Source organism: Bradyrhizobium sp. TM233, from assembly GCF_036247965.1.
Classification (GTDB): Bacteria; Pseudomonadota; Alphaproteobacteria; order Rhizobiales; family Xanthobacteraceae; genus Bradyrhizobium; species Bradyrhizobium ottawaense.
In genome coordinates this window covers 41,021-63,795 of the sequence record NZ_BTIG01000009.1, presented here as the reverse complement: position 1 = coordinate 63,795, position 22,775 = coordinate 41,021, and the positions used below count along the sequence as shown (strand labels likewise).

Annotated in this window: 22 protein-coding genes; 16 read left to right on the top strand and 6 right to left on the bottom strand. The window is 64.2% G+C overall.

Annotated elements, in window-relative coordinates:
- Positions 1-18: 18 nt before the first annotated feature.
- The 3 genes from AABA86_RS21110 to AABA86_RS21100 form a co-directional block, all read right to left on the bottom strand.
- Positions 19-2,169 carry an adenylate/guanylate cyclase domain-containing protein gene (locus AABA86_RS21110; RefSeq protein WP_338308258.1) on the bottom strand — a complete coding sequence of 717 codons (2,151 nt, stop codon included), beginning with the start codon at positions 2,167-2,169 and terminating at the stop codon, positions 19-21.
- Between the two features lie 17 nt (positions 2,170-2,186).
- Positions 2,187-2,855 carry a hypothetical protein gene (locus tag AABA86_RS21105; protein WP_338308257.1) on the bottom strand — a complete coding sequence of 223 codons (669 nt, stop codon included), beginning with the start codon at positions 2,853-2,855 and terminating at the stop codon, positions 2,187-2,189.
- Between the two features lie 186 nt (positions 2,856-3,041).
- The gene (locus AABA86_RS21100; RefSeq protein ID WP_338308255.1) at positions 3,042-4,163 is read right to left on the bottom strand and encodes an HD domain-containing phosphohydrolase; all 1,122 of its coding nucleotides are present in this window, start codon (positions 4,161-4,163) and stop codon (positions 3,042-3,044) included.
- 270 nt (positions 4,164-4,433) lie between these two features.
- Between AABA86_RS21100 and AABA86_RS21095 the strand changes: the two genes are divergently transcribed.
- The 13 genes from AABA86_RS21095 to AABA86_RS21035 all read left to right on the top strand — a co-directional run bounded on the left by AABA86_RS21095 (position 4,434) and on the right by AABA86_RS21035 (position 17,220).
- Entirely contained in the window at positions 4,434-4,757 is a 324-nt protein-coding gene (locus AABA86_RS21095) for an STAS domain-containing protein (protein WP_018317042.1), read from the top strand.
- On the top strand, positions 4,757-5,122 hold the full coding sequence (locus AABA86_RS21090; protein ID WP_018317043.1) for a response regulator: 366 nt from the start codon (positions 4,757-4,759) through the stop codon (positions 5,120-5,122). The genes AABA86_RS21095 and AABA86_RS21090 overlap by 1 nt, the downstream gene beginning before the upstream one ends.
- Complete coding sequence (locus AABA86_RS21085; protein ID WP_338308253.1) at positions 5,119-7,194, top strand: chemotaxis protein CheA; 2,076 nt, start codon at positions 5,119-5,121, stop codon at positions 7,192-7,194. Before AABA86_RS21090 ends, AABA86_RS21085 begins: the two co-directional genes overlap by 4 nt.
- Positions 7,194-7,655, top strand: a complete 462-nt coding sequence (locus AABA86_RS21080) for a chemotaxis protein CheW (RefSeq protein ID WP_212251171.1) — start codon at positions 7,194-7,196, stop codon at positions 7,653-7,655. The genes AABA86_RS21085 and AABA86_RS21080 overlap by 1 nt, the downstream gene beginning before the upstream one ends.
- A gap of 37 nt (positions 7,656-7,692) precedes the next feature.
- The gene (locus AABA86_RS21075) at positions 7,693-9,390 is read left to right on the top strand and encodes a methyl-accepting chemotaxis protein (protein WP_212251173.1); all 1,698 of its coding nucleotides are present in this window, start codon (positions 7,693-7,695) and stop codon (positions 9,388-9,390) included.
- A 62-nt stretch (positions 9,391-9,452) separates the two neighbouring features.
- Positions 9,453-9,941, top strand: coding sequence for a chemotaxis protein CheW (locus AABA86_RS21070; RefSeq protein ID WP_338308252.1), 489 nt, complete (start codon positions 9,453-9,455; stop codon positions 9,939-9,941).
- A 61-nt stretch (positions 9,942-10,002) separates the two neighbouring features.
- Positions 10,003-11,808 carry a methyl-accepting chemotaxis protein gene (locus AABA86_RS21065; protein WP_338308250.1) on the top strand — a complete coding sequence of 602 codons (1,806 nt, stop codon included), beginning with the start codon at positions 10,003-10,005 and terminating at the stop codon, positions 11,806-11,808.
- A gap of 136 nt (positions 11,809-11,944) precedes the next feature.
- Positions 11,945-12,799 (top strand): CheR family methyltransferase, encoded by an 855-nt coding sequence (locus AABA86_RS21060; RefSeq protein ID WP_338308249.1) that lies wholly within the window; start codon positions 11,945-11,947, stop codon positions 12,797-12,799.
- 16 nt (positions 12,800-12,815) lie between these two features.
- Positions 12,816-13,907, top strand: a complete 1,092-nt coding sequence (locus tag AABA86_RS21055) for a protein-glutamate methylesterase/protein-glutamine glutaminase (RefSeq protein ID WP_212251179.1) — start codon at positions 12,816-12,818, stop codon at positions 13,905-13,907.
- 5 nt (positions 13,908-13,912) lie between these two features.
- A complete protein-coding gene (locus AABA86_RS21050; protein WP_338308387.1) occupies positions 13,913-15,640 on the top strand; it encodes a chemotaxis protein in 1,728 nt (575 codons plus the stop codon).
- A gap of 141 nt (positions 15,641-15,781) precedes the next feature.
- On the top strand, positions 15,782-16,228 hold the full coding sequence (locus AABA86_RS21045; protein ID WP_212251183.1) for a hypothetical protein: 447 nt from the start codon (positions 15,782-15,784) through the stop codon (positions 16,226-16,228).
- Between the two features lie 108 nt (positions 16,229-16,336).
- Positions 16,337-16,618 carry a hypothetical protein gene (locus tag AABA86_RS21040; protein ID WP_212251185.1) on the top strand — a complete coding sequence of 94 codons (282 nt, stop codon included), beginning with the start codon at positions 16,337-16,339 and terminating at the stop codon, positions 16,616-16,618.
- Between the two features lie 155 nt (positions 16,619-16,773).
- Positions 16,774-17,220, top strand: a complete 447-nt coding sequence (locus AABA86_RS21035) for a CHRD domain-containing protein (protein WP_445083476.1) — start codon at positions 16,774-16,776, stop codon at positions 17,218-17,220.
- A 145-nt stretch (positions 17,221-17,365) separates the two neighbouring features.
- Here the strand turns inward: AABA86_RS21035 and AABA86_RS21030 are convergent, their stop codons facing one another.
- The 3 genes from AABA86_RS21030 to AABA86_RS21020 all read right to left on the bottom strand — a co-directional run bounded on the left by AABA86_RS21030 (position 17,366) and on the right by AABA86_RS21020 (position 20,621).
- Entirely contained in the window at positions 17,366-17,731 is a 366-nt protein-coding gene (locus AABA86_RS21030) for an antibiotic resistance protein VanZ (RefSeq protein ID WP_018317055.1), read from the bottom strand.
- 139 nt (positions 17,732-17,870) lie between these two features.
- Entirely contained in the window at positions 17,871-19,457 is a 1,587-nt protein-coding gene (locus tag AABA86_RS21025; protein WP_445083475.1) for an EAL domain-containing protein, read from the bottom strand.
- Between the two features lie 990 nt (positions 19,458-20,447).
- Positions 20,448-20,621: a hypothetical protein gene (locus tag AABA86_RS21020; protein WP_212251188.1), complete on the bottom strand. Its 174-nt coding sequence runs from the start codon at positions 20,619-20,621 to the stop codon at positions 20,448-20,450.
- Between the two features lie 975 nt (positions 20,622-21,596).
- On the opposite strand from AABA86_RS21020, the gene AABA86_RS21015 reads away from it, so the two are divergent.
- From AABA86_RS21015 to AABA86_RS21005, 3 genes are all read left to right on the top strand, one after another.
- Complete coding sequence (locus AABA86_RS21015) at positions 21,597-21,887, top strand: hypothetical protein (protein ID WP_212251190.1); 291 nt, start codon at positions 21,597-21,599, stop codon at positions 21,885-21,887.
- 42 nt (positions 21,888-21,929) lie between these two features.
- A complete protein-coding gene (locus AABA86_RS21010) occupies positions 21,930-22,346 on the top strand; it encodes a hypothetical protein (protein ID WP_212251192.1) in 417 nt (138 codons plus the stop codon).
- 147 nt (positions 22,347-22,493) lie between these two features.
- A complete protein-coding gene (locus AABA86_RS21005) occupies positions 22,494-22,772 on the top strand; it encodes a hypothetical protein (RefSeq protein WP_338308244.1) in 279 nt (92 codons plus the stop codon).
- Positions 22,773-22,775 lie beyond the last annotated feature (3 nt).

Genomic DNA, 22,775 nt, shown 5'->3' with positions numbered 1-22,775 from the left:
GGGGAGGGTGAGCCATCGCTATTTCCCTTCCAGGATATTGACCGGCGCCCAATCCGACGTTGGGGGATTTGCCGCAAGCGCGCTCGCGCGCTTGGCGAACAGCGCCGACGCCGGATCGGTCTTTGCCGTCTGCCCGAACGCATCGGCCGCCTTCGCAAACTCCCTTGCCCGCCAGCACGCCAGTCCTTCAGCATAAGCTGCGGTCAGCTTCGCCTGTTCGGCACTCTCCGCGCCCTTCTCCGCCAGCGGTTCGAACACCTTGATGGCTTCGCCGCGCCCCAGGACCCTGATCGCATCCAGCTCGCGCCAGGCAAAGGCGTCGCCGCTCTGCGTCATGGTCGTCTCCGAGGCCATGATCGCGGTGCCGTAATATTTGTTGGCGCCCTCGAGCCGCGAGGCGACATTCACGGTGTCGCTCATCACGGTGTAATTGAAGCGGCGGCGCGAGCCGATATTGCCGACCACGGCTTCGCCGCTGTTCAGTCCGATGCGATGCGACAGGCCGTGACCGGCGAAAGCGGGATTGCCGTCATTGAGCTCCGCAAGCTTCTCATGGCACTTCAGCGCGGCGCGAACCGCGTTGCACGCGTGGGCGGGATCGTCGGCCGGCGCGCCGAACATCGCGACGATGGAATCGCCGATATATTTGTCGACGTAACCGCCGTGGCCTTCGATGATATCCGTCATGGCGGACAGATATTCGTTCATCAGCGTCACCAGTTCTCCCGGCGTCATGGTCTCGGCAATGGACGAGAAACCGCTGAGGTCGGAGAAGAACATGGTGACGTTGCGCATCTCGCCGCCGAGCGCCGGCATCTTGCCGGAGGTAACCATGGTCTCGATGACCTCGGGCGCGAGGTAAAAGGCAAAGCTCTTGCGCAGGAAGCGCTCGTCGCGATCGGCCAGCATGAATCGGTAGCCGATCATGATCGCAAGCGCGGCAAGGCTGGCGAGTGCCGGCTCCGTCAGCGGCAGCGCCAAGCCATGGACGAACGCGCTGACGGCTATGGCCGCATAGGCGACCGTGAGGCCGAACCAGGCCATCAGTGCGCCGCTCGGCGCGAGCATGCAGGCCGCGCAGGCGATGATCGCTGCGAACGCGATCGCAAGAATGGTCCGCATCGGGAAGCCGAGCTCGGTCACGGCATCGCGCTCGATCAGATTTCGGACCGCGGTGGCGTGCACGAACACGCCGGCGATGTCGCTCCGGGACTTCTGCACGGTGCCTGCCGGCGCGGGCAGGGCACATCGCGCCGCCGGCGTGCCGTCATACCCGCCGGCCAGGCGCATCGAGGTGAGCTTGCGGTCCTCGAAATTCAGGACCGTACCAAGCAGCACGACCTTGCCGTCGAAGGCGCGGCGAAAGAAGTCGCGGTCACCCTTTTCGACGCAGGCGCGCAGATCGACGAAAGAGTAGGTCGGGATGTCGCGTCCCAGCCCCCGGAAGTTGAGCGCCATTGTATTCGGCACGGCACTCGGGATCGCGTAGCCGGACAATTCGGTCGCGCCGGAGGGTGCAATTTCGGGCTTTGCGCCGGTCGCGCGCGCAGCGAGCTCGACCGCCATCGCGGGGACCGGCCGCCCCTCGATGGCAAAGCTCAGCGGCATTCGTCGGATGACGTCGTCGTGGTCGGTGTGAACATTGAGCGCCCGCACGGTGTTGCGCACGGCCACTTGCTGGGCGCGATAGGGCACTTCCGGATGGTCGTTGCTCAGGATTTCGCCGAGCACCAGTTTGCCGCTGTCGGAGATCTGCCGCAGCGCGATCAGGTAATCCCGATCGAAACCCTTCACGCGGGCGCCAAGGGCGGTGTCGCCAAAGGGAATTTCAGACTGCTCGATCGAATTCTTGAAGATGACGTCGAAGCCGATCACCTTGGCGCCACCCTCGGTGATGCTGCCGAGCACCCGGCCGATCTCGCGCGTCCAGGTTTGTGTCGGCGATCCCTGGAAGGGTGGGCTCTCGTACGTTTCCCCGTCGATCGCCACGACAACGACCGGCGATGTCGCGGTGTCGCGGCTGTCGCCGAGAAGCCTTCCGCGCATCGCCGTGAGGATGTCGAGCGAAAGGCCTTGCAGGGTTTGCAGCGGCGGCGACGTGAAGATCGCGCCCGTGAGGAGCGCAATCAGGATCGCCGCAACGATGTCCCGTCCCCCGATCCGCCGCATCGCTCCGTCGCAGGCTCTTATTCGAGCCGCAACAGGCGGCCGATGATCGGGGTCGGCGACGAGGTGGCGCTGGCATCGACCTGGAAGGTGTACCGCTTGGCCCCGAGGCTCGCGAGATAGCTGCCGCCCGGGGTCAGCGACTTCCCGGCCTTGGCAAAGTCATAGAATTTGCCGCGGATCATGATGTCGTTCTTGAGCGGCACGCTGATCGTGGGTTCCTTGCCGTCGGTGCGCTCGATCACCAGCGTGCTGCCGCTCTTGGCCTGGATCAGCGGCGCTGTGCCGTAGATCGTCGGCAGCTTGGACGGAGCGCCCTTGGCGTCGGACCGCATGGTCCGGAACGTGGTCGCCGCACTCTGGTTCGCCTCGCGTTCGGAGAGCTGCGCCGCCTTGGTGTCACATGGCACCTTGGCGCGCTGCACGTCGCCGAGCTGCACGGTGCTCTGCTCGGCGCCGACCAGCACGACGCCCTCGCTGATGGTCTCGCGCAGGCAGGATTTGAGATAGCTGAGCGTAATGCTGGCCTTGGGCCCGAGCTTGATGATCTTGCCCGCGGCGACATAGTCCATGAACTCGACGCCATCGACCTTGCCTTGCAGATCCTCGACGATCGCGGCTGGCGTCTCTGCCAAGGCAGGGGCCGCAGTACAGAATGCGCCGACAACAGCGCCGATCAGGCTTCTCATGGCTATTCTCATTCAATTCGACCGATAATTGCTGGTCCCCGTCCCGGTGCGATTTTTAGCATCGGAGGCGCCCAGGCAAGTGTGACCAGAATCACTCTTTGATTATTGGTGCACTCTAGCAGGAAGTGGTTCAAGCCGGCCATCGCCGACAAAGGAGGGGGCCAAGCTGTTGGCCGGACGGCGAAATCAGGTGGCCGTGGCAGCCTCAGGCGAACGGCGCTCGGCCGGAGACGCCATGATCGGAGTGAGCGGAGCCTCGGCCTTGTGAAATGGCGTCGCCCGCTCACTGGCGATCTCGACCACCTCGTCCCAGCGCAACAAGAAGGCCTCGACGCAGGCCGGATCGAACTGCCGGCCCATGTTCTCGACCAAATAGCCGCGAGCCATCTCGATCGGCATCGGCTCTTTATATGGTCGTCGTGTCGTCAGCGCGTCGAAGACGTCGGCGACCGCGACCACGCGCGCCGCCACCGGAATCGCGTCTGCCTTCAGGCCGTTTGGATAGCCCGCACCGTCCCAGCGTTCGTGATGGCCTGCGGCAATTTGCGCACCGAGCTGGATCAGCTCGCAACCGGAGTCCGCCAGGATCCGCTCGCCGATCGTCGCATGGGTGCGGATCACCGCCATCTCGTCGTCGGTCAGCCTGCCGGGCTTGAGCAGAATGTTGTCGGGAATGGCGACCTTGCCGACGTCATGCAGGGGCGCGGCCAGATAAATGTCGCGGCAAAGCCGGGCCGGCAGTCCGAGCTGCTCGGCGATGATGCGGCTGTACCTGGCAACCCGCAGCGTGTGCTCGCCGGTGTCGTTGTCACGGTATTCCACCGCGAGCGCGAGTCGCAGGATGATCTCCTCCTCGCGTTCGCCGAGCTTTCGTGTCGCGGCCGCGACTTCGCTGGCCAGATGCGCGGCACGGTCGTTGAGCTTGCGCACGGCTGCACCAAGCTGAATTAAATTCCGCAGGCGCACCGTCATCTCGACGCTCTGCGGCTGCTTGGGCAGGAAATCGGTTGCACCGGCCTGCAGGGCTTCCATCTTGACGTCATCGGTCTGTCGCGACGTGATCATCGCGATCGGGATGTCGGCGCAGCCGGGCAGGGCACGGAAGGTGCGGATGAAGCTGATGCCGTCCATGTGCGGCATCTCGTAGTCGACCAGCACGAGATCGAAGCCGCGTTCGCGCGCGCAGGTCAGCGCTTCCACGGGATCGAGGAAGGTGGTGGCCTCGACCAGGCCTTCGGCCTCGATGTGACGTTTCAGGAAGTTGAGGACGGAGCGGCTGTCGTCAACCAGAAGCGCTTGGGTCAGCATCGGCGGCCGGGGCTCTCTTCGCTGGCAAAGACACGAACTCAAGCCATAGCCCGAGTGAATTTAACGCGAAGCAAATGCGCCGTACGGGAGCGCACGCGCCGCGGATATGCGCGCCGCGCATGAAGGATGTCAGCAGGCTGTGCACGTCTGCATGCAGTTGCGCGAATTCCGCGGGAATGTGACCCGTAGTTGTACGGATGCTCGCGTTAGGGGTTTGCTCATTCGATTCACGTCAAACGAGTATCGGATTTAAGCAAAAGGCGGGCAGCGATGGCGCTCAATCCCACGGAGCCGAAGTGGTCGTTGCGGTTGCCCGCCGATTGCAGCATCGCGGCCATTCGCAATGTCTATGAGCTCATTCGCGAAGCCTTCGGCCGCCAGGAGCGGCTCGAGATCGACTGCTCGAGCGTCGACAAGGCCGACGTGACCTCGATCCAGCTTCTGCTGTCGACAGCCAAGACGGGGCAGGCCCAGGGCCGTCCGGTGGTGCTGACCTCCTTCTCACAGTCTCTTCGCAACACCCTTCGCCGCGCCGGCTTCACCAGCGAGGCGATGATCGATCAGCATTTCCCGCAAAAGAAAGATGGCACCTAATGGCCACGATTCTGACCGTCGACGATTCCCCCAGCATCCGGCAAATGATCAAGGTGGTGCTCGAGCCGGCCGGTCACAGCGTGATCGAGGCCGGCGACGGTGCGCAAGGGCTCGCCAAGGCACAGGCCGGCAAGCTCGATCTCGTGATCACCGACCTCAACATGCCCGTCATGAACGGGCTGGAGCTGATCCGGGCGCTGCGCAAGCTGCCGAGCGCGGTCGGCATGCCCATCGTGTTCCTGACGACCGAATCCAACGACACGGTGAAGCAGGAGGCCAAGAGCGCCGGCGCCACCGGCTGGATCACCAAACCGTTCAAGCCCGAGCAGCTGCTCGCCGTGGTCGGCAAGCTGGTGCGCGCATGAGCGCAATGGACCCGACCGAGGTCTTTCGTCAGGAAGCCAGCGAGCTCTTCGAAGTTCTTGAAGGGGCCCTGCTCGATCTCGGCCAGCGTCCCGACGACCGCGAACTGGTCGATTCCGCCTTCCGCGCCCTGCATACGATCAAGGGTTCGGGCGCCATGTTCGGCTTCGACAAGGTCGCCTCCTTCACCCACGAATTCGAGACCGCCTTCGACCGCGTCCGCAAGGGCGAGATCAAGCCGACCCAGGAGCTGATCTCGGTCGCGCTCGCCGCCAAGGACTACATCCGCGCGTTGATCGAAGATCCCCAGTCGACCGACGACATCATCGGCGAGGCCATCCTCGACGACCTCAAGCGCTTCGTCTCGGCCGACCAGCCCGTTGCAGCGGTCGCGGAGATTGCCGAAGCCCCGCCGCTGGCTCCCGCCGGGAGCAAGCAGGCCGGCTGGCACCTCTATCTGGAATTCGAAACCCATATCCTGCGCAACGGCTCGAACCCGCTCGACCTGCTGGAAGACCTCTGCAAGCTCGGCCCCTGCTTCGTCGTGCCTGTCACCGACGGCGTCCCGTTCCTCGACGAGATGGAGCCGGAAGACTGTTATCTGAAGTGGGACGTCAAGCTGCACGCGGCCTGCGACAAGGACGCGATCGACGACGTCTTCATGTTCGTCCAGGACGAGATGAAGCTGACGCTCTCGCCCCTGGAGCATGTCGAAGCGCCTGCGCCGGCACCGCTGTTCCAGTTGCTCGACGAGGAGCTGGCCCCGGTGGTCGACATGCCTGCGCCGCTGGTCGAGGCTGCTGTCGCGCCCGTCGCCGAGCAGCCCGTCGCAAAGGCGGAGCCGAAATCCGAATCAAAGCCCGAACCGAAGCTCGAGGCCAAGCGCGACGATCGCGGCATCGCCACCGTCCGCGTCCAGGCCGAGCGTCTCGACGAGCTGATGGACCGCGTTGGCGAGCTCGTCATCGCCCAGGCGCGGCTGACCCAGCTCGCCGCCTCCGGCTCCGACCTCTCGATCAAGATGATCGCCGAGGAGATCGAGCGCCTCGCCTCCTCCTTGCGCGATACCACGATGGGTGCGCGCATGGTGCCGATCGGATCGCTGTTCGGCCGTTTCCGCCGCCTCGTGCATGATCTGTCGCGGGATCTGTCCAAGCCGGTGGAATTCGTCACCACGGGTGAGGACACCGAACTCGACAAGACCATGATCGAGTGCCTGGCCGATCCCCTGGTGCACCTCATCCGCAACGCGATCGACCACGGCATCGAAGACACCGCCACGCGCGCTGCCAATGGCAAGACCGAGCAGGGCCGCATCGAGCTCGCCGCGGTCCATTCCGGCGCGCAGGTGCTCGTCACCGTGAAGGACAATGGCGGCGGCCTCAACACCGCGCGCATTCGCGCGAAAGCGGAAGAGCAGGGGCTGATCGCGGCCGGAGCCGTGCTCACCGATCATGAAATCCATCAGTTCCTGTTCCATCCCGGCTTCTCAACCGCGCAGACCATCTCGGCGCTGTCAGGCCGCGGCGTCGGCATGGACGTGGTCAAGCGAACCATCGAGAACATGCGGGGCACGATCGACCTGTCGACCAGGCCGAGCCAGGGCACCACGGTGACGCTGCGCCTGCCGCTGACGCTGGCGATCATCGAAGGCCTGCTGATCCGCGTCGGCGAAGGCCGTTACATCATTCCGCTGTCGGCGGTCGAGGAATGCATCGAGCTGACCGCCGAGGACGAGCGCTCCCGCGGCCGCAATTTCCTCAACGTGCGCGGCAATCTCGTGCCCTTCCTCCGGCTGCGCGAGATCATGACCGCATCGGGCACGCCCGACCGGCACCAGAAGACGATCATCATCTCGACCGGCGAGACTCACGTCGGTCTCGTAGCCGACCAGATCATCGGCAACCACCAGACCGTGATCAAGTCGCTCTCAAAGCTGCATTCGGACGTCACGATGTTCTCCGGCGCGACCATCCTTGGCGATGGCACGGCGGCATTGATCCTCGACGTCGCGCAGCTCGTCGCGTTGGCGCAGTCGAAGGTCGAGAAGCAGCATATCAGCGAGGCGGCGTGATGAACGAGGGTTTGGCTGGCGAACGGCAGGCTGACGCGATGCAGGTCGTGATGATCGGCCTTGGCGAGGAGAAGTTCGCGCTCGACGCCGGCCTCGTGCGCGAGATCATCGATCCCGTCCCCGTGACCAAGGTGGCAGGCGCGCGCGCCTTCGTTCCCAGCGTGATCAACGTGCGCGGCAATGTCATTCCGCTCGCCGACCTGCGCATCCGCTTCGGCATGCCGCAGCTCGATGATTCCGCCGATACGCGCATCGTGGTCATCGAGCTCGAGCTCGACGGCGAGCCGGTCCTGGTCGGCGTCACCGCCGACAAGGTCTACGAGGTCACGGAGATTTCCCAGACCGACGTGCAGCAGACGCCGCGCGTCGGCATGCACTGGAAGCCGGAGTTCATTCGCTTCATCGCGAAATGGCGTGAAGAGTTCGTCATCGTTCCGAACATGGAACGCATTTTAAATTGAGATGAGGTCTCGGGCGAGACCTGGGTGGGGGCTGGAAATGAGATTTACGGTCAAGGCAAAGCTTGCCAGCGCGTTCGGCGTGATCATCGTCCTGTCCGGGATCGCGGGCGGCGTGGCTTACATGAAGCTCGGCGACATGATGGCGACCGCCGACAGCATGGTTCTGCGCGCAAACCGCATGGAAAAGGCGACGCAGATCGAAAAGGACATCCTGCTTCAGCTGCGCGCCGAGAAGAACTCGGTGCTCGGCACGGAGGCTCAGGCCGACCAGTTTGCCGCCGAGGCCGCCAGGCTTCGCGAGGAGGCGACGAAGACCAGGGATGAAGTCTACGCGCTGGCGAGCGAGGGAGGCAGGAAGCTGCTCGACAGCTTCGCAGCCGTTTACGCCAAGATGAATGCCTACCAGGAAGAGACGATCCGGCTGGCGAAGACCGACAAGACGAAGGCCATGGAGCGCTCGATGGGTGACGGCCGCAAGGTCGTCGCGGACGCGATGGAATCCATGGGCGCCTATGTCGCCAATACGAAGAAGCAGATGGCCGAGCAGGCCGTCCAGTCCAAGGCAGAGGGGCACCAGGCCCAGTTCCTGCTGATGACGCTGATCGGCATCTCGCTGGCGGTTGCGATCGGGGCTGCGCTCTGGATTTCCATCTCGATCAGCCGTGCGCTCGGAAGGGCCGTTGGCCTTGCAGGTGCGGTCGCGGAGGGCGATCTCAGCCAGACCATTCCCTCGGCGAGCAACGACGAGATCGGAGATCTCGTCAGGTCGCTGAATGGGATGGTCGAAAAGCTCCGGCAGATCGTCGCCGAGGCGATCACGGCGGCGCAGAACGTCTCCGCCGGAAGCCAGGAGTTGTCCGCGAGCGCCGAGCAGCTCTCGCAAGGCGCGACCGAGCAGGCTTCGTCCGCCGAGGAAGCCTCCTCCTCGATGGAGGAAATGGCCTCGAACGTGAAACAGAATGCCGACAACGCCAACCAGACCGAGAAGATCGCGGGGCAGTCGGCCAAGGACGCCGAAGCCAGCGGTGTCGCGGTGGGCCGTGCCGTCGAGGCGATGCAGACAATCGCCGAGAAGATCACGATCGTGCAGGAGATCGCACGCCAGACCGACCTGCTCGCGCTCAACGCCGCGGTGGAAGCCGCGCGCGCAGGTGAGCACGGCAAGGGCTTTGCGGTGGTCGCCTCCGAGGTGCGCAAGCTTGCCGAGCGCAGCCAGGCCGCCGCGGCCGACATCGGGACGCTGTCCACGGAGAGCGTAAAGGTCGCTCAGGAAGCCGGCCAGATGCTGTCCAAGCTCGTGCCCGACATCAAGAAGACCGCCGAGCTGGTGCAGGAGATCACCGCGGCCTGCCGCGAGCAGGACGTCGGATCGGCTCAGATCAACCAGGCGATTCAGCAGCTCGACAAGGTCGGCCAGCAGAACGCCAGTGCCTCCGAGCAGGTGTCGTCGACCTCGGAAGAGCTCGCCTCGCAAGCCGAGCAGCTGCAGTCCACCATCTCGTTCTTCCGGATCGAGGAGGCTGCGCGCAGAGAGAAGGCGGCAGCCGAGCCGATCGACCGCGCCGTCGGTCAGCTCCGGGCCAAGGCTGCGCACATGGCGGCCGCCGATCGCGGCATGAAGAAGCCGGTGCCTGCCCGCAAGCCGGCACGCGCGATGAAAGTCGCCGGTGGCGGTGGCTTCGCCTTCGACATGAATGACGGCGAAGACGATCGCGACGCCGAGTTCCAACGCTGATCAACCGGTCCGGCCTTGTGCCGGACCGTGCCCATTTCCAATCTGGAATCCTGGACTGCATCATGGCCGCAACCTCGCAATATCTGACGCTCGGGCTCGCCGGCGAGACGTTCGGTATCAGCATCCGCAACGTCCGGGAGATTCTCGACATGCGGCCGATCTCGCGGCTTCCGCACGCGCCGAACTTTCTGCTCGGCATGATCGACGTGCGCGGCAGCGGCTATCCGATCGTCGATCTCAGGAACAAGCTCGGCCTGCCCAGCGTGGCCGCCACCGAAGCGACCCGCATCATCATCCTCGACGTGCCGATGAAGGGCCGCCTGGTCGGCGTCGGCTTCGTCGCCGACTGCGTGTTCGAGGTCACCGACATCGACGAGCAGGCGATCGAGCCCGTGCCCGAGGTCGGCGGGAAATGGCAATCGGACTATGCCGCCGGCATCGGCCGCAAGGGCGAGAAGTTCGTCGTGATCTTCGATCTCGCCAAGCTGATGGCCAATGACGAAGTTCCGGAAGGCCGCGACACGGCAACAGATGCGCCTCGCGCCGCCTGAGTTTGCAAGAGTGAAGCGTGGTCACGCGTAAGCACCCCAATCCGAACCAACGAGACTGAAAATGAGATTCACCGTCAAAGCCAAGCTCGCCAGCGCGTTTGGCGTCGTCATTCTTCTGTTCATGGTAGCAGGCGCCGTGAGCTACATGAAGTTGTCCGACATGGCCGCGACCGCAGATTCCATGGTGCTTCGCGCCAAGCGGATGGAGAAAGCAGCCGAGGTCGAAAAGATCATCTGGCAGCAGGTCAGGGCGGAAAAGAACGCAATTCTGGGAACGGCAGGCGAGGCCGAGGAATTCGCGGCGAACGCGGCCAAGCTCCGCGATGAGGCCATGAAGATCAGGGACGAGGTCCATGCCCTCGCCAGCGAAGGCGGCAGGAAGCTGCTCGACAACTTCGCCAGCGCCTACGCCAGAATGAACGTCTATCAGGAAGAGACGATCAGGCTGGCAAAGACCGATAAGACCAAGGCAACCGAGCGCTCGATGGGTGACGGGCGCAAGGTGGTTGCAGATGCGACGGAGGCGATGGGAGCCTATGTCGCCAATACGAAGAGGCAGATGGCCGAGCAGGCCGTGCAGTCCAACGAAGACAGCCGTCGCGCCCAGTTGATTCTGATCGTCCTCGTCATCGTCTCGCTCATCGTTGCCGCGATTGGCGCAGTCTGGATCTCGCTCAATATCGGCCGGTCCCTCGCCAAGGCCGTCGGGCTGGCGGATGCCGTCGCGATCGGCGATCTCAGCCACAAGATCGATACGTCCAGCAACGACGAGATCGGCGATCTCGTGAAATCCCTGAACGCGATGACCGCCAATCTGAACGCCACCGCGGCCGTCGCCAACGAGATCGCGCAGGGCAACCTCACGATCGAAGCCAAGCCGCTGTCGGACAAGGACACGCTGGGCCTTGCGCTCGAGCGCATGGTGGAGAAGCTTCGCCAGATCGTGTCTGAAGCCCTGACCGCGGCGCAGAACGTCTCCGCCGGCAGCCAGGAGCTCTCGGCGAGCGCCGAGCAGCTGTCGCAGGGCGCGACCGAGCAGGCCTCGTCCGCCGAGGAAGCCTCCTCCTCGATGGAGGAGATGGCCTCCAACGTGAAGCAGAACGCCGACAACGCCAACCAGACCGAGAAGATCGCCGCGCAGTCGGCCAAGGACGCCGAGGCCAGCGGTGCCGCGGTCGGCCGCGCCGTCAATGCGATGCAGACCATTGCCGAGAAGATCACGATCGTGCAGGAGATCGCGCGCCAGACCGATCTGCTCGCGCTCAACGCCGCGGTCGAGGCCGCGCGCGCAGGCGAGCACGGCAAGGGCTTTGCGGTGGTCGCCTCCGAGGTGCGCAAGCTCGCCGAGCGCAGCCAGGCCGCCGCGGCCGAGATCGGCACGCTCTCGACCGACACCGTCAAGGTGGCCCAGGAGGCCGGCGCGATGCTGTCCAAGCTCGTCCCGGACATCAAGAGGACCGCCGAGCTGGTCGAGGAGATCACCGCGGCCTGCCGCGAGCAGGACGTCGGCTCGGCCCAGATCAACCAGGCGATCCAGCAGCTCGACAAGGTCGGCCAGCAGAACGCCAGCGCGTCCGAGCAGGTGTCCTCGACCTCTGAGGAGCTCGCTTCGCAGGCCGAACAGCTTCAGTCCACCATCGCCTATTTCCGCATCGAGCAGGGCGCGAAGAGCCAGGCGCCGGCGCCGATTGATCGGGCGGTGAGCCAGTTGCGCGCCAAGGCGGCCACCATGGCGGCTGCCGAGCGTCCGGCGAAAAAGATCGTGCAGGCCCGGCCGGCGCGCGCCGTGAAGGTTGCCGGTGGCGGCGGCTTTGCGTTCGACATGCATGACGGCGAGGACGATCGGGACGCCGATTTCCAGCGCTAGGATTTCTGCGGGCCGGTCTGCCCTGGGACGGTGGACCGGTCTTCTTTCAGCGGTTGTTTAAACGCGTAGGATTCGAGATGGCCCGTACGGCCCGACATTCAGTGCAGGTCGCCGTCGCGGACCGGGGACGGCGGCCATGATGCCCGCCGTACAGGATACCGCCGTGCATCTGTCGGACCGCCACTTCCGGACCATCGCCGAATTGATCGAGGGACAGGTCGGCATCAAGCTGCCGCAGGGCAAGCGGCTGATGCTGGAGGGGCGGCTGCACAAGCGCGTGCGCGCGCTCAACTTCTCCGGTCTCAACGAATATGTCGAGAACCTGTTCGAGGCGGATCATTTCGATACCGAGCTCACCCATCTCATCGACGTGGTGACGACCAACAAGACCGACTTCTTCCGCGAGCCGCAGCACTTCACCTTCATGCGCGACGTCGCGATTCCCGGCCTGCTCAAGTCGCATGGACGCAAGAACGCGAACCTGAAGATCTGGAGCTCGGCGAGCTCCACCGGCATGGAGGCCTACACCACCGCGATGGTGCTGGACGACATGACGCGGAGCGGCTCGCGCTTCCAGTACCGCATTCTCGGGACCGACATCTCGACCGCGGTGCTGCGTCTCGCCAAGACGGCGATCTACACGCGCGACGTGCTCGGCCCGGTGCCGGAGCAATTCGTGAAACGATATTTTTCGACGTCGCGGGACAAGTCGCGCGGTGAGGTGCGGGTCGTACCCGAGCTGCGGCGCGCGACACACTTCATGAGGATGAACCTCATGGACAAGTCCTATCCGGTCGATCGCGACGTCGACATCATCTTCTGCCGCAACGTCCTGATCTATTTCGAGCGCGAAACCCAGCGCAAGGTGGTCGAGCAATTGTGCAGCCATTTGCGTCCGGGCGGCTATTTGCTGGTCGGACATTCGGAATCGATGATTCACAGTGCCGTGCCCGGGCTGAAGCAGGTTCAGCCAACCATTTTCCAGGTCTAGCCGGAGCGCAACCAAGATGCCGAGGGAGAAGGTTCGCGTCCTGATCGTGGACGATTCGGCGTCGGTGCGCCAAATCCTGCAGACGATCCTCAACGAAGACCCCGATATCGAGGTGATGGGGGCGGCCTCCGATCCGTTCGTGGCGGCGAAGCGTCTCCAGAACGAGATCCCCGACGTCATGATCCTCGACCTGGAAATGCCGCGCATGGACGGCATGACGTTCCTGCGCAAGATCATGGCGCAGCGCCCGATCCCGGTGATCATCTGCTCTTCGCTCACTGAAGAAGGCTCGAACGTGATGTTCGAGGCGTTCGAGGCGGGCGCGGTCGACATCGTGCCCAAGCCGAAGATCGACACACGCCAGGCGCTGCTCGAATGCTCGACGCGGCTGCGCGAGGCGGTGAAGTCGGCTGCGCGCGCGCGGGTGCGCCCGCGTGCCGAACGCCGGGCCATCGAGAAGAAGCTGACCGCCGACGCGATCATCCCGCCGCCGGTGCAGGGCAGGGTTCGGCCGACGACGGAGCGCATCGTCTGCATCGGTGCGTCGACCGGCGGGACCGAGGCGCTCAACGACGTCCTCGAGATGCTGCCGCCCCACTGTCCGCCGCTTCTCATCGTCCAGCACATGCCGGCAGGCTTCACCGCGGCCTTTGCCAAGCGCCTCGACGGCGTCTGCCAGATCAGGGTCAAGGAAGCCGAGGACGGTGAGCCGGTGCTGCCGGGCTGCGCCTATATCGCGCCCGGTGCCCGGCACATGCTGCTCCAGCGCATCGGTCTGCGCTACCAGATCGCGATCAAGGACGGCCCGCCGGTGTCGCGGCATCGCCCCTCAGTCGACGTGTTGTTCCGCTCGGCGGCCCAGCATGCCGGCGCCAATGCGCTCGGCGTCATCATGACCGGCATGGGCGACGACGGCGCGCGCGGGATGCTGGAGATGCGCAAGCTCGGCGCCTCGACGCGGGCGCAGGACGAGGAGAGCTGCGTGGTGTTCGGCATGCCCAAGGAAGCCATCGCCCATGGCGGCGTCGAGAAGGTCGTTTCGCTGCATCACATCCCGCGGGAGATCATGCTCTGGTATCAGGCCGGGCACGCCGCGGTGGCGGGTTGATGGCCATGTCGCCCGTTCCGGCCAACACGCTCACCGAGGCAACCACCGCGATCGAGGACGTCTCCTCGCGCATCGAGGACGTCTTTGCGCGCGTCGGTCAGGAACTCGGACGCGGCCACCTCATCTTCAAGGAGCTGAACCAGGGCTTAGCTACGCTCTCGGGCGAGCTCTCCGGCGCCGAGATCGAGGGTGCCGCAACGGCGCTGCAGGAGATCGCCGCGCGGCTGAGCGAGCTGGCGCAGGCGCTGCCGGCGGAGAGCGCCCTGCTGGAGACGATCGGCAAGAGCACGGCCGAGGCGTCCTCGCTGCTCAAGCCGCTGTTCAAGCACATCCAGATGATCACCATCATCGCGCGCAGCGCCCGGATCGAGGCGGCCTCGCTCGACGGCGACCGCGAGGGCTTTCTCGCCTTCACCCAGGAGGCCTATGATCTCGGCAGGGCCGTGCAGGGTTCGATTGAAGGCTGCGCGCGCGACCAGCAGCGCCTGTCCGAGGCGGTTGCCACCGCCTCCGGCCGGCAAAAGGAGTTCGAGAGCCGGTACCGGGCCCAACTGATGTCGGAGAGCGCCGAGCTCGGCGCGGCCTATTCCGGGTTACGCGACCAGCGCAGCAAGAGCAGCCACCTGGCCGACCGCGCCAGCTCCAGCACCAGGAAGATCGCCGAGGCGGTCGGCAGCGCGATCATCTCGCTGCAGGCGGGCGACAGCACGCGTCAGCGTCTCGAGCACGTGTCCCACGGTCTCGGCCTTGCGTCGGGACCGGCGCAGAGCCTCGTTCCCGCGCCTGTTACGAGCGATGACGGCGTGGGTGCGATTTGCCGGTTGCAGGCGGCCCAGCTCAGGGATGCCCAGCGCGAGTTCGGCGGCGACGTCGGCCAGATCGTCGGCGCGCTGACTGCGATCCTGCACGATGCGGGCAGCGTCGTCGGCCACGGCCGCACGCTGTTCGGCGGCGAGGAGGGCGGCTCGTCGTCGTTCCTGACGCGCATCAAGCAGACGCTGGCGCACGCATCGACCCTGATCGCCACCTGCGAAAGCGCGGGCCGCTCGGTCGACGAGGCGCTCGCGATCGTCGAGGACACGCTGACGAAATTTCGCCAGGCGATCGCCGGGCTTGCCGAGGCGACCGTCGACATCACGCTGATCGGAATGAATGCCGGCCTCAAGGCGAGCCATCTCGGCAGCCGCGGCAGTGCCTTCGTCGTCATCGCCAACGAGCTCAAGGCCACCGCCGACCAGGTCTCCGCGGGGGCCGGGCGCCTCCGGCCCGTGCTCGACGGGATCGAGAGCTCGGCCAATGAGCTGAAGGAGCTCCGCGTGCAGGGTGACCCCACCCAGCTTGCCAAGCTCGAGCCGCAGATCCTTCAGGCGCTACGCGAGGTCGAGGCCGGCAACGAACGGCTCGGCAAGCTGATGAGCCGGCTCGTCGACGAAGGCGCGGAATTCGAGAGGCTGATGAATTCGGCTCAGGGCCTGATGACCAGGCTCGGCGAAAGCTCCGCAGCCTTGCCTGCGGTCGCCACGCGGCTCGAGACTGCGAGCACGGGCGCGCAGCGGCTACAGCCGGAGCTGCAGGATCAGGCGATCCTCGACGATCTCTTCGCGCGCTACACGATGGAGCGTGAGCGGGACGTTCATCGTGAATTCCTGCAAGCGCTCGGACTGGCATCGACTGCCGCGACGCGCCGCCTCGAGGCGGTCGAGACCGCGGATGACGGCATAGAATTGTTCTGACGGCGTCGCCGCGTGCTGCGGTGGCAATTTGACGGGTTGGCTTTGCAGGGCGTTAACCGTCGCGGAATACTCGCCGTGTCGGTCATTGTCGCGCCCCAGAGTTGGTTGCAAATACCAGTGAATTCTACGGCGGATGTTTCCATGATGAGAGACGGCAAATATGCGGCCTGGTTCAGAACCCCGCGCGGCCAGGGTACGGGCATCGTGCATCTGGCGGACGGACGGATTTCCGGCAGCGACAGCTTCTTCACCTATGGCGGCTCCTATCAGTTCGGTGACGACCAGCGCTTCACGGCCGTCCTGACCACGCGGCGGTATGCCGAGGGGCCGCCGACCGTGTTCGGTCTGGACGAGGTCGAGGTCCGTCTCGCGGGCGTGTGCACCGGTGCGATGGCGACCTGCTCCGGAACGGCCAGGGAAGCGCCCGACGTGATGTTCGAGGTGACGCTGATCTACAGCCAGGAAGATGCGCCGGCGACGGAGGCTCGAGGCGCCGTCGTGAAGCTCAATGACAAATTGCCCAAGGGCCTCGACAGCCGTTCGCGGCCGCGCCAATTTCCTGCGCCTTCCAGGCCTTCCGTATCTTAGTCTTGCGTTGACGCTATCGCCGCGAAGCGGGCTGCGACCGCGGCGCGGCAACGGTGCATTTAGGCGCAGAGATCTAGGATGAGGCGGCAATCAAGGACGGACGAGAACATGCCTCAGATCTGGATGACATACGACGAACTGGCGACACTCAGCGGCTGTACGCCGGCAGAAGCCAGACTACGGGCCATCCATCTGTCGCTCGACCGTCGCAAGAGCCGCGACGGCGCAACGCGCGTCAAGCTTGACCTCGCGCTGACGGCCAGGTTCTTCGCGTCCGTTCGCGAGGCGGATTTCGATCTCGACGGCGCCATCGCCGCGCTCCAGAGCACGCACAGGCAGATGGCCGAACTCCTGGCCCCGACCGGGTTCCGCGAGCGCGGGGCAGCGTAGCCCGCTTCGCGCGATACCCTCGGACCGGCGGCGACAGCGACCCCGGTGGTATCTCCGATAGCCTTTGGCGAATCAGGCATAGACTCGTCTCCGGAATTTCAAGCCGGGGCCGGGGTTTCAACCGCAGCGGGCCACAGAGCCTGTAGGAGAATGCCATGAGGAAAGCCAGGTATCGGGTCGGCGTGACACTGTTGGGAACGGTGATGCTCGGCGGGCTGCTGATCGTCACAACCGCGCCGTCACGTGCGGAGGTCGTCAAGCTGCAGGCCGACCTCAAGGGCAGCAATGAAGTGCCTCCGAACGGCTCCTCCGGTTCAGGCAAGGCCGAGGCTGCGTTCGACACCCAGACCAAAGTCCTGACCTATGCGATTACGTTTGCCAATCTGACTGGTCCGGCGATGGGGGCTCATTTTCATGGTCCCAGTGAAGCGGGCAAGAACGCCGGCATCGCTTTGCCCTTCAAGACGGTCCAGAGTCCCATCCAAGGCAGCGCCACGCTCACGGATGCCCAGGCGGCGGACCTGTTGGCCGGCAAATGGTACGCGAACATTCATACGGCCGCGAACCCAGGCGGCGAATTGCGCGGGCAGATGATGAAGTAGGAGAGATGTCGCCCTAAAGCGCGATGCGATTAGGATGGATCGTCATCACGCTTTAGGTTGTTGCTTAAGCATGATCTTTTCGAAAACCGCTGCGCACTTTTCCGGATCATGCTTTGCGCTGAAGAAGTTGTCAGCGCCGTGGGCCTCAGGCTGGCGGCCGAGGTAAGAAGGCCAGGATCGTCTGGGCGAGGATGACGCCGACGGTGCCTCCTGCCGCCTTCTGCAGCACATCAAGGAAACCCGGATCACGATCGGGGGTCAACGTTTGCAGGACTTCCAGCCCCATTGCGACTGCGATGACGAGCGAGCAGGCCAAAGCGAGCCGGCCGGGCAACAGGAAGGCCAGCAGGAAGCCCAAGAGGCCATAGGCGCTGAAGCGCTCGATGACGACGATCCAGTAGGCCTCGTGATGCCCCATCAGCGCCGGCCGCCCCGCCAGCCTTGCCAAGGTGGCATAGGCGATGAGGGCAAGACAGATTCCCGCGGCTGCAATGAGGTGATTTCGACGCATGGCCCACCATAGCCGTTTGAGGGCCATTCCGCTTCGAAAGACGAGAACATCGTTAAAGCGCCTCGTCGTTCTTCCGGCGGCGCGGGCTGCCCAAAACCTGGCCGCCATCGCCGGCCCGGAGGCAGTCCGGCGAAGATGGTCAGGCGACGAGGACGTCGCCGGCCGGCGCTGCGGATGCGGAGTGGCGGCGTGAATCGACCAGCTCGCTGAATTTCGCAAAGGGCAGCGGTGCGGCGACGAGATAGCCCTGTCCTTCCTCGACGCCGGAGGCGATCAGGGCGCGGCGCTGCTCCTCCGTCTCGATTCCTTCCGCTACGACCGTCATGCGGAAGTCCCTGGCCAGCGCGACCAACATCTCGACGATCGTCGTGGTCGATGCATCCACGGTGATGGTGTCGACGAAGAACTTGTCGATCTTGATCGTGTTGGCGCCGAGTCCCTTCAGCCGCGACAGGCCGCTGTGACCAACGCCGACGTCGTCGATCGCGACGCGGAAGCCATGGTCGCGCAGCTCGGCCACGACGGCGGCGGCGTGCGCGAGATCGTCGAGCTCGTCGCGTTCGGTGACCTCGACCACGATCTGGCGTGCGGAGACACGAGCCGTCAGGACCGTGCGACGCAGCGTCTCGACGAAGCCGGCGCTCAGCAGGTGCTTGGGCACGACATTCAAGGACATCTTGAAGGTCTTGTCCGCCTTCAACACGCCCTGCAGGTCGGCGAGCGCTGATCTCAGGATCTGCCAGGTCATCACCTGGATGCGCCCGCTGGATTCGGCCAGCGGAATGAAGTTCATCGGCGGCACCACCGAGCCGTCCCGACGAACCCAGCGCGCCAGAATCTCGCAGCCCGTGATCCGGCCGGTCCTGAGGTCGAAGATGGGTTGGTAGTATGGCCTGAATTCGGCGGCCGCGAGGCCGCGATCGAGATCGGCGACCGGCCCTTCCATCCGGCGGCTGCGTGCCAGCAGGATGCCGAAGAGTGCACCAAGTCCAAGGGCCACCGCGAGCGCCGGCCAATAAGCCTCGCTGTTCCAGCTCGAAAGCACGGCATGCTCGAGCCGGATCGTGGCGTGAAGCGGCAAGCGCGTGGAATGCCTGTCGAAGCTGATCGGCCCTGGCAGGGACCTGTCGGCATCGAGCCGGAATTCGCCGAGCTTCTCGCCATTGCTCAAGGCGAGGATCACCTCGCTGTGCGCCCGCAACTCGGCGGGCATGAGATCGAACAGGCCGGCGTTGATGCCGACGATGGCGACCAGCGCGGAGCTGCGATTGACGTCCCTGAGCACGCCCAACGCGTCGCCGCCGAACTGCTCCACGCGGAACAGCGAGAGCTTCTTGTCGTGCGAGGGCAGCATGTCGCGGCGATCCGCCCATCCCTTGTCGAACTCGAGCGTCTCGGAATAGGCCGAGCAGATCACCGATCCGTCCGGGTTGACGAGACGGACGTCCTTGATCGCCGAGCGTTGGTAGACGTGGAGCCGGATGGCTTGCAGCGCTGCCGGCTTGCAGCTGGCAAGATCGCGCTTGGCAAGCTCGTCCAGGCTGGCCGCGGCAAAATCGACCGCAAGTTCGGAGCGGCGCAGAACGACCTCGGTCAGCTCGTTCAGTTGGTGCGCCTGCTGGTGGCGAATGACGCCGTCCGCCGCAAAATGGCCCGCCAGCCCGAACGCCATCATGCTCGCAACAACGAGCGCCGCAAATGGAAGGTTCGATCGCTGGAGTCTCATCCGGTCCGGGAGGAATTCAGGAGAGGCTGGGGACTGATCTTGCGAATGATCCTAGCCAGAGGGGGCTAAGATAGGGTTTAACGGCCAGACCGGCGCCCGAAGGCCCGATCCCAGCGGTTGCCTGACGAATGGTCTTGCGACCTCAAGCATGGAAAGTTGTGTAGTATGACCAGAACGGTAAGCCTATTCCTCCTCGCGTTGGCCCTCGGGAGCTCCGCGGCCTCGGCCCAGGGAACCAAGGATAGGCCGTCAGGCACTCAGCCCACCTCTGCGACCCGCAGCGGCACAGGCAGCAATTCCGGCTCGGACACCATGGGTGGGGCTTTCAAGGGAACGGGAACGCCGAGCTACGGAACCAGCCCAGGGATGGGCTCCCAGAAGAAGACGAACAACTAGGCTAAACGGGCCGGACGAAGTCCGCTCCAGGACGCTCGATCGAGGCTCACTGTCCGGGCCGGTGGCGAAGGGGAATCGCCTCCGGATAAGGCAGGCTGGACCCTTGGATGTGGGGCGTGGAGGGACGGCGGATGGCCCGCAACCGAAGCACCACGAAGGCGATGTTGATCGCCAGCCAAACCAAAACCGCGGAAATGGCAAAGTGGAGCACTGCCAGACCTCGCTGTGGGACTGGAATTAACACGCGAACGTGAGTTTGGTTCCGTCCCGGCGAGACAAAGCCATACCGGCTCTGAAGAACGTCTGCTCTGAAAGAATGTCTGCTTCGAAGAATGGCTGCTTCGAAAGCGTGGTGCGGCGCTGGCCGAGGGATCCGCCGAACGTCTTCAAGACCCCGCAAAGTTCGTCGGCTCGTTCGGTCAGGCGTTGACGAGCAGACTCGTTTGGGTGGGCTGACGCCTGCATCTGCGAAGGCGTGACCGCTGAGCCATTTGGAGTGACCTGCTGGCCTCGTCAGCGAGGTCGATCGTCATTCACCGCAGCGCGGGAGGTCGTCCTGCGAGGCTCAAGGCGAGCACCGTCGCATTTCCGAGCCTAGCTCTTTTTGCCCGCCTTCGGCTTCAGCGAAAGACCAAGCCGCAATGCCATGCGCTTGATCGCATCAGGCGAGCGTCCGAGAACCTTCGCCGCCTCTTCCAGCGAAGCCGAAGACTTGGCCAGCTCCATGAGCCGGCGGTCTTCTTTGAACGACCAGGGCTTGCGCGCCATAACCGAAATGATCCTCTTGTCGACACAACGACAAAGCCGCCAAGCGACCCATGTTCGCTCGACGGCTTTGCTTGGGTGGGGCCGGGCTTGGGGAAACCCGGTGCGAAGATGGATATGCGATCGGTGAGACTTCGCAACAAACAACGCGGATTAAGCTAACCGCTCAACCTTACCGCGATGAAATCGACGCGCGACGCTCCGTATAACCACGGTATTTCGCTGGTGAATCCGATGCGCGCCTTTCGACGGCCGTTCTCAGCCGCGCCGGTCAACGTTTGAAACGCCAGATGAACGAGGGTTCATGGTGTCGGCCTGCCGAGTTCTGGTAAAAAGAACTCGAGCCTCTTTCTCTGCGCTCTGTGCCCTCGCCGTGCCGACCAATCTTCATGCATCACGTTGCACAAACTTCATGTTCGTCTGACTAAATTTTCAGCGGTCACGATCTTGAAGTTGACGCAACGAAAAGACGAAAATGAGCGCGGGAGGAACGTTCCGGCAAACGTGGGAACATTCCAATGTTAGCTGCCTTGGTTTTGATATCGATTTTCGCAGCGGGCTTTGGCTGCGGCTATGGCGTACGGGCGTGGCGCTCGCGGAAGCGATCGGCACGATATCGTCTTTATGCACCTTATACTCCCGCCTCGATGGAAGCCGGTCGGCCCCAGCGGCCATCGTGACCGCAAAGCGCGCGCCGCCCAACGGAATGCCGGTCGTGGCGACGTCGAATAACCATGTGTGGTTAGGTTAATCTGTCGCCGCCCTTGAGCGCTCTGGAAAGGCAACCTAAGACGGATCAGTTCATGGTGAGCTTGGGCCTTCGATTTTGGAGGCCGCGCGGGTAGGCGTAAATGACGTGGCTGATTGCGTTGCTGGGCGCGACGACTTGCGCCCTCATTTTGATTGCGTTTGTTTCTAGCTATGGCCGGCATCTGGAAGATCTTCCTGGTCCTTGGATCATGAACGAGGGTCATTCGAATGATTGATCAACGGCACAACGCGCCGCGCAGGTATTTTGTTGACGCGCAGGGGCATCGTGTTCTGATAGGCCTTTCGCTGGACGAGACGGCGGAATTCGAGGCGCTGGATCTTGCACCGAAGGAGACGGTCCAAATCGTGGCCGAAACCCGCGCGGGCAAGGGAGCGGCCGCGGTTGACGACGTTCGGTGGCTCGAGCTCTATTCCAAGCACGAAGGAGCCTGGCGGGTGTGGATCGCACAAAGCCAGGCGGGGCGGATGCAGGATTTAGGCTTTGTTAACTATGCCTGACCGATGGTAGCGGCTTAGATCTCGAAAATGGGGATGGCCCACATGTTTCAGCTGTTCCTGAGAGCACGCGCGCACAACCTTCTCGGCTCCCGCCGTGAGGACAAGGGCTTCAAAGCCCGCTCCGCCGAGCGTGATGCGGAGACCGACCGCGCGAGGGTCGATGCTGTCATGGTCGCCATCGACACAGCGCTACGAGATGCGGAGAGGGAGCAGGTCGGGCTCAGTCGGCGTGTCGATGACGCGCTTGCGCGTGCTTCCGTCACCTTCGGAAACGGCACCGACGAGTATCTCGAGCGCGAGGCGCTCGACAACCATCACCAAGATCTCTTCGCGGCGGACATCTCCAACGGCCAGCGGCGGCTCAAGGAGTTGGCAAGCACCATTGCCCATTTGAAGTTCGTCAAGACCGCAATGCTCACGCGTTTTCCGGATTTCAAGCCGCCGCAGCTCAACAGCTAGTATTGGGGATCTCGCTACGCGCTCTGCGGCCATCCTTCGAGACGCACAGGCAGACCGCGTGACAATTCGGCGTCGCTTTGCCGTTTGGCGCTTCGATCCTTTTTGCTATGGTTCCGGCAAGCATTCACGGTTCGAGGGAGCAACAAGGTGCCGATCAGAAACATGCGAAGGTTGGTTGGATTGGCGTGCGTGTTGGCCCTGGCTGCGCCGGCAACGGCGTCGGCCATTACCGCCGAGGTGGCGCGGGCATGCGACGCGGCGGTGGCCAAGGCTTTTCCGCCCAAGCAAGTCGGCAACCCCGCGGCCGGAAGTCTCAAGGGAACGGCCAAGGACAAGCGCGAATACTTCCAAAAATGCGTCGCCAACAACGGCAAGGTCGACGACGCGCCGGCGGAGGCGTCCAAGGACAGCAAGCCGTCAAGATAGAAA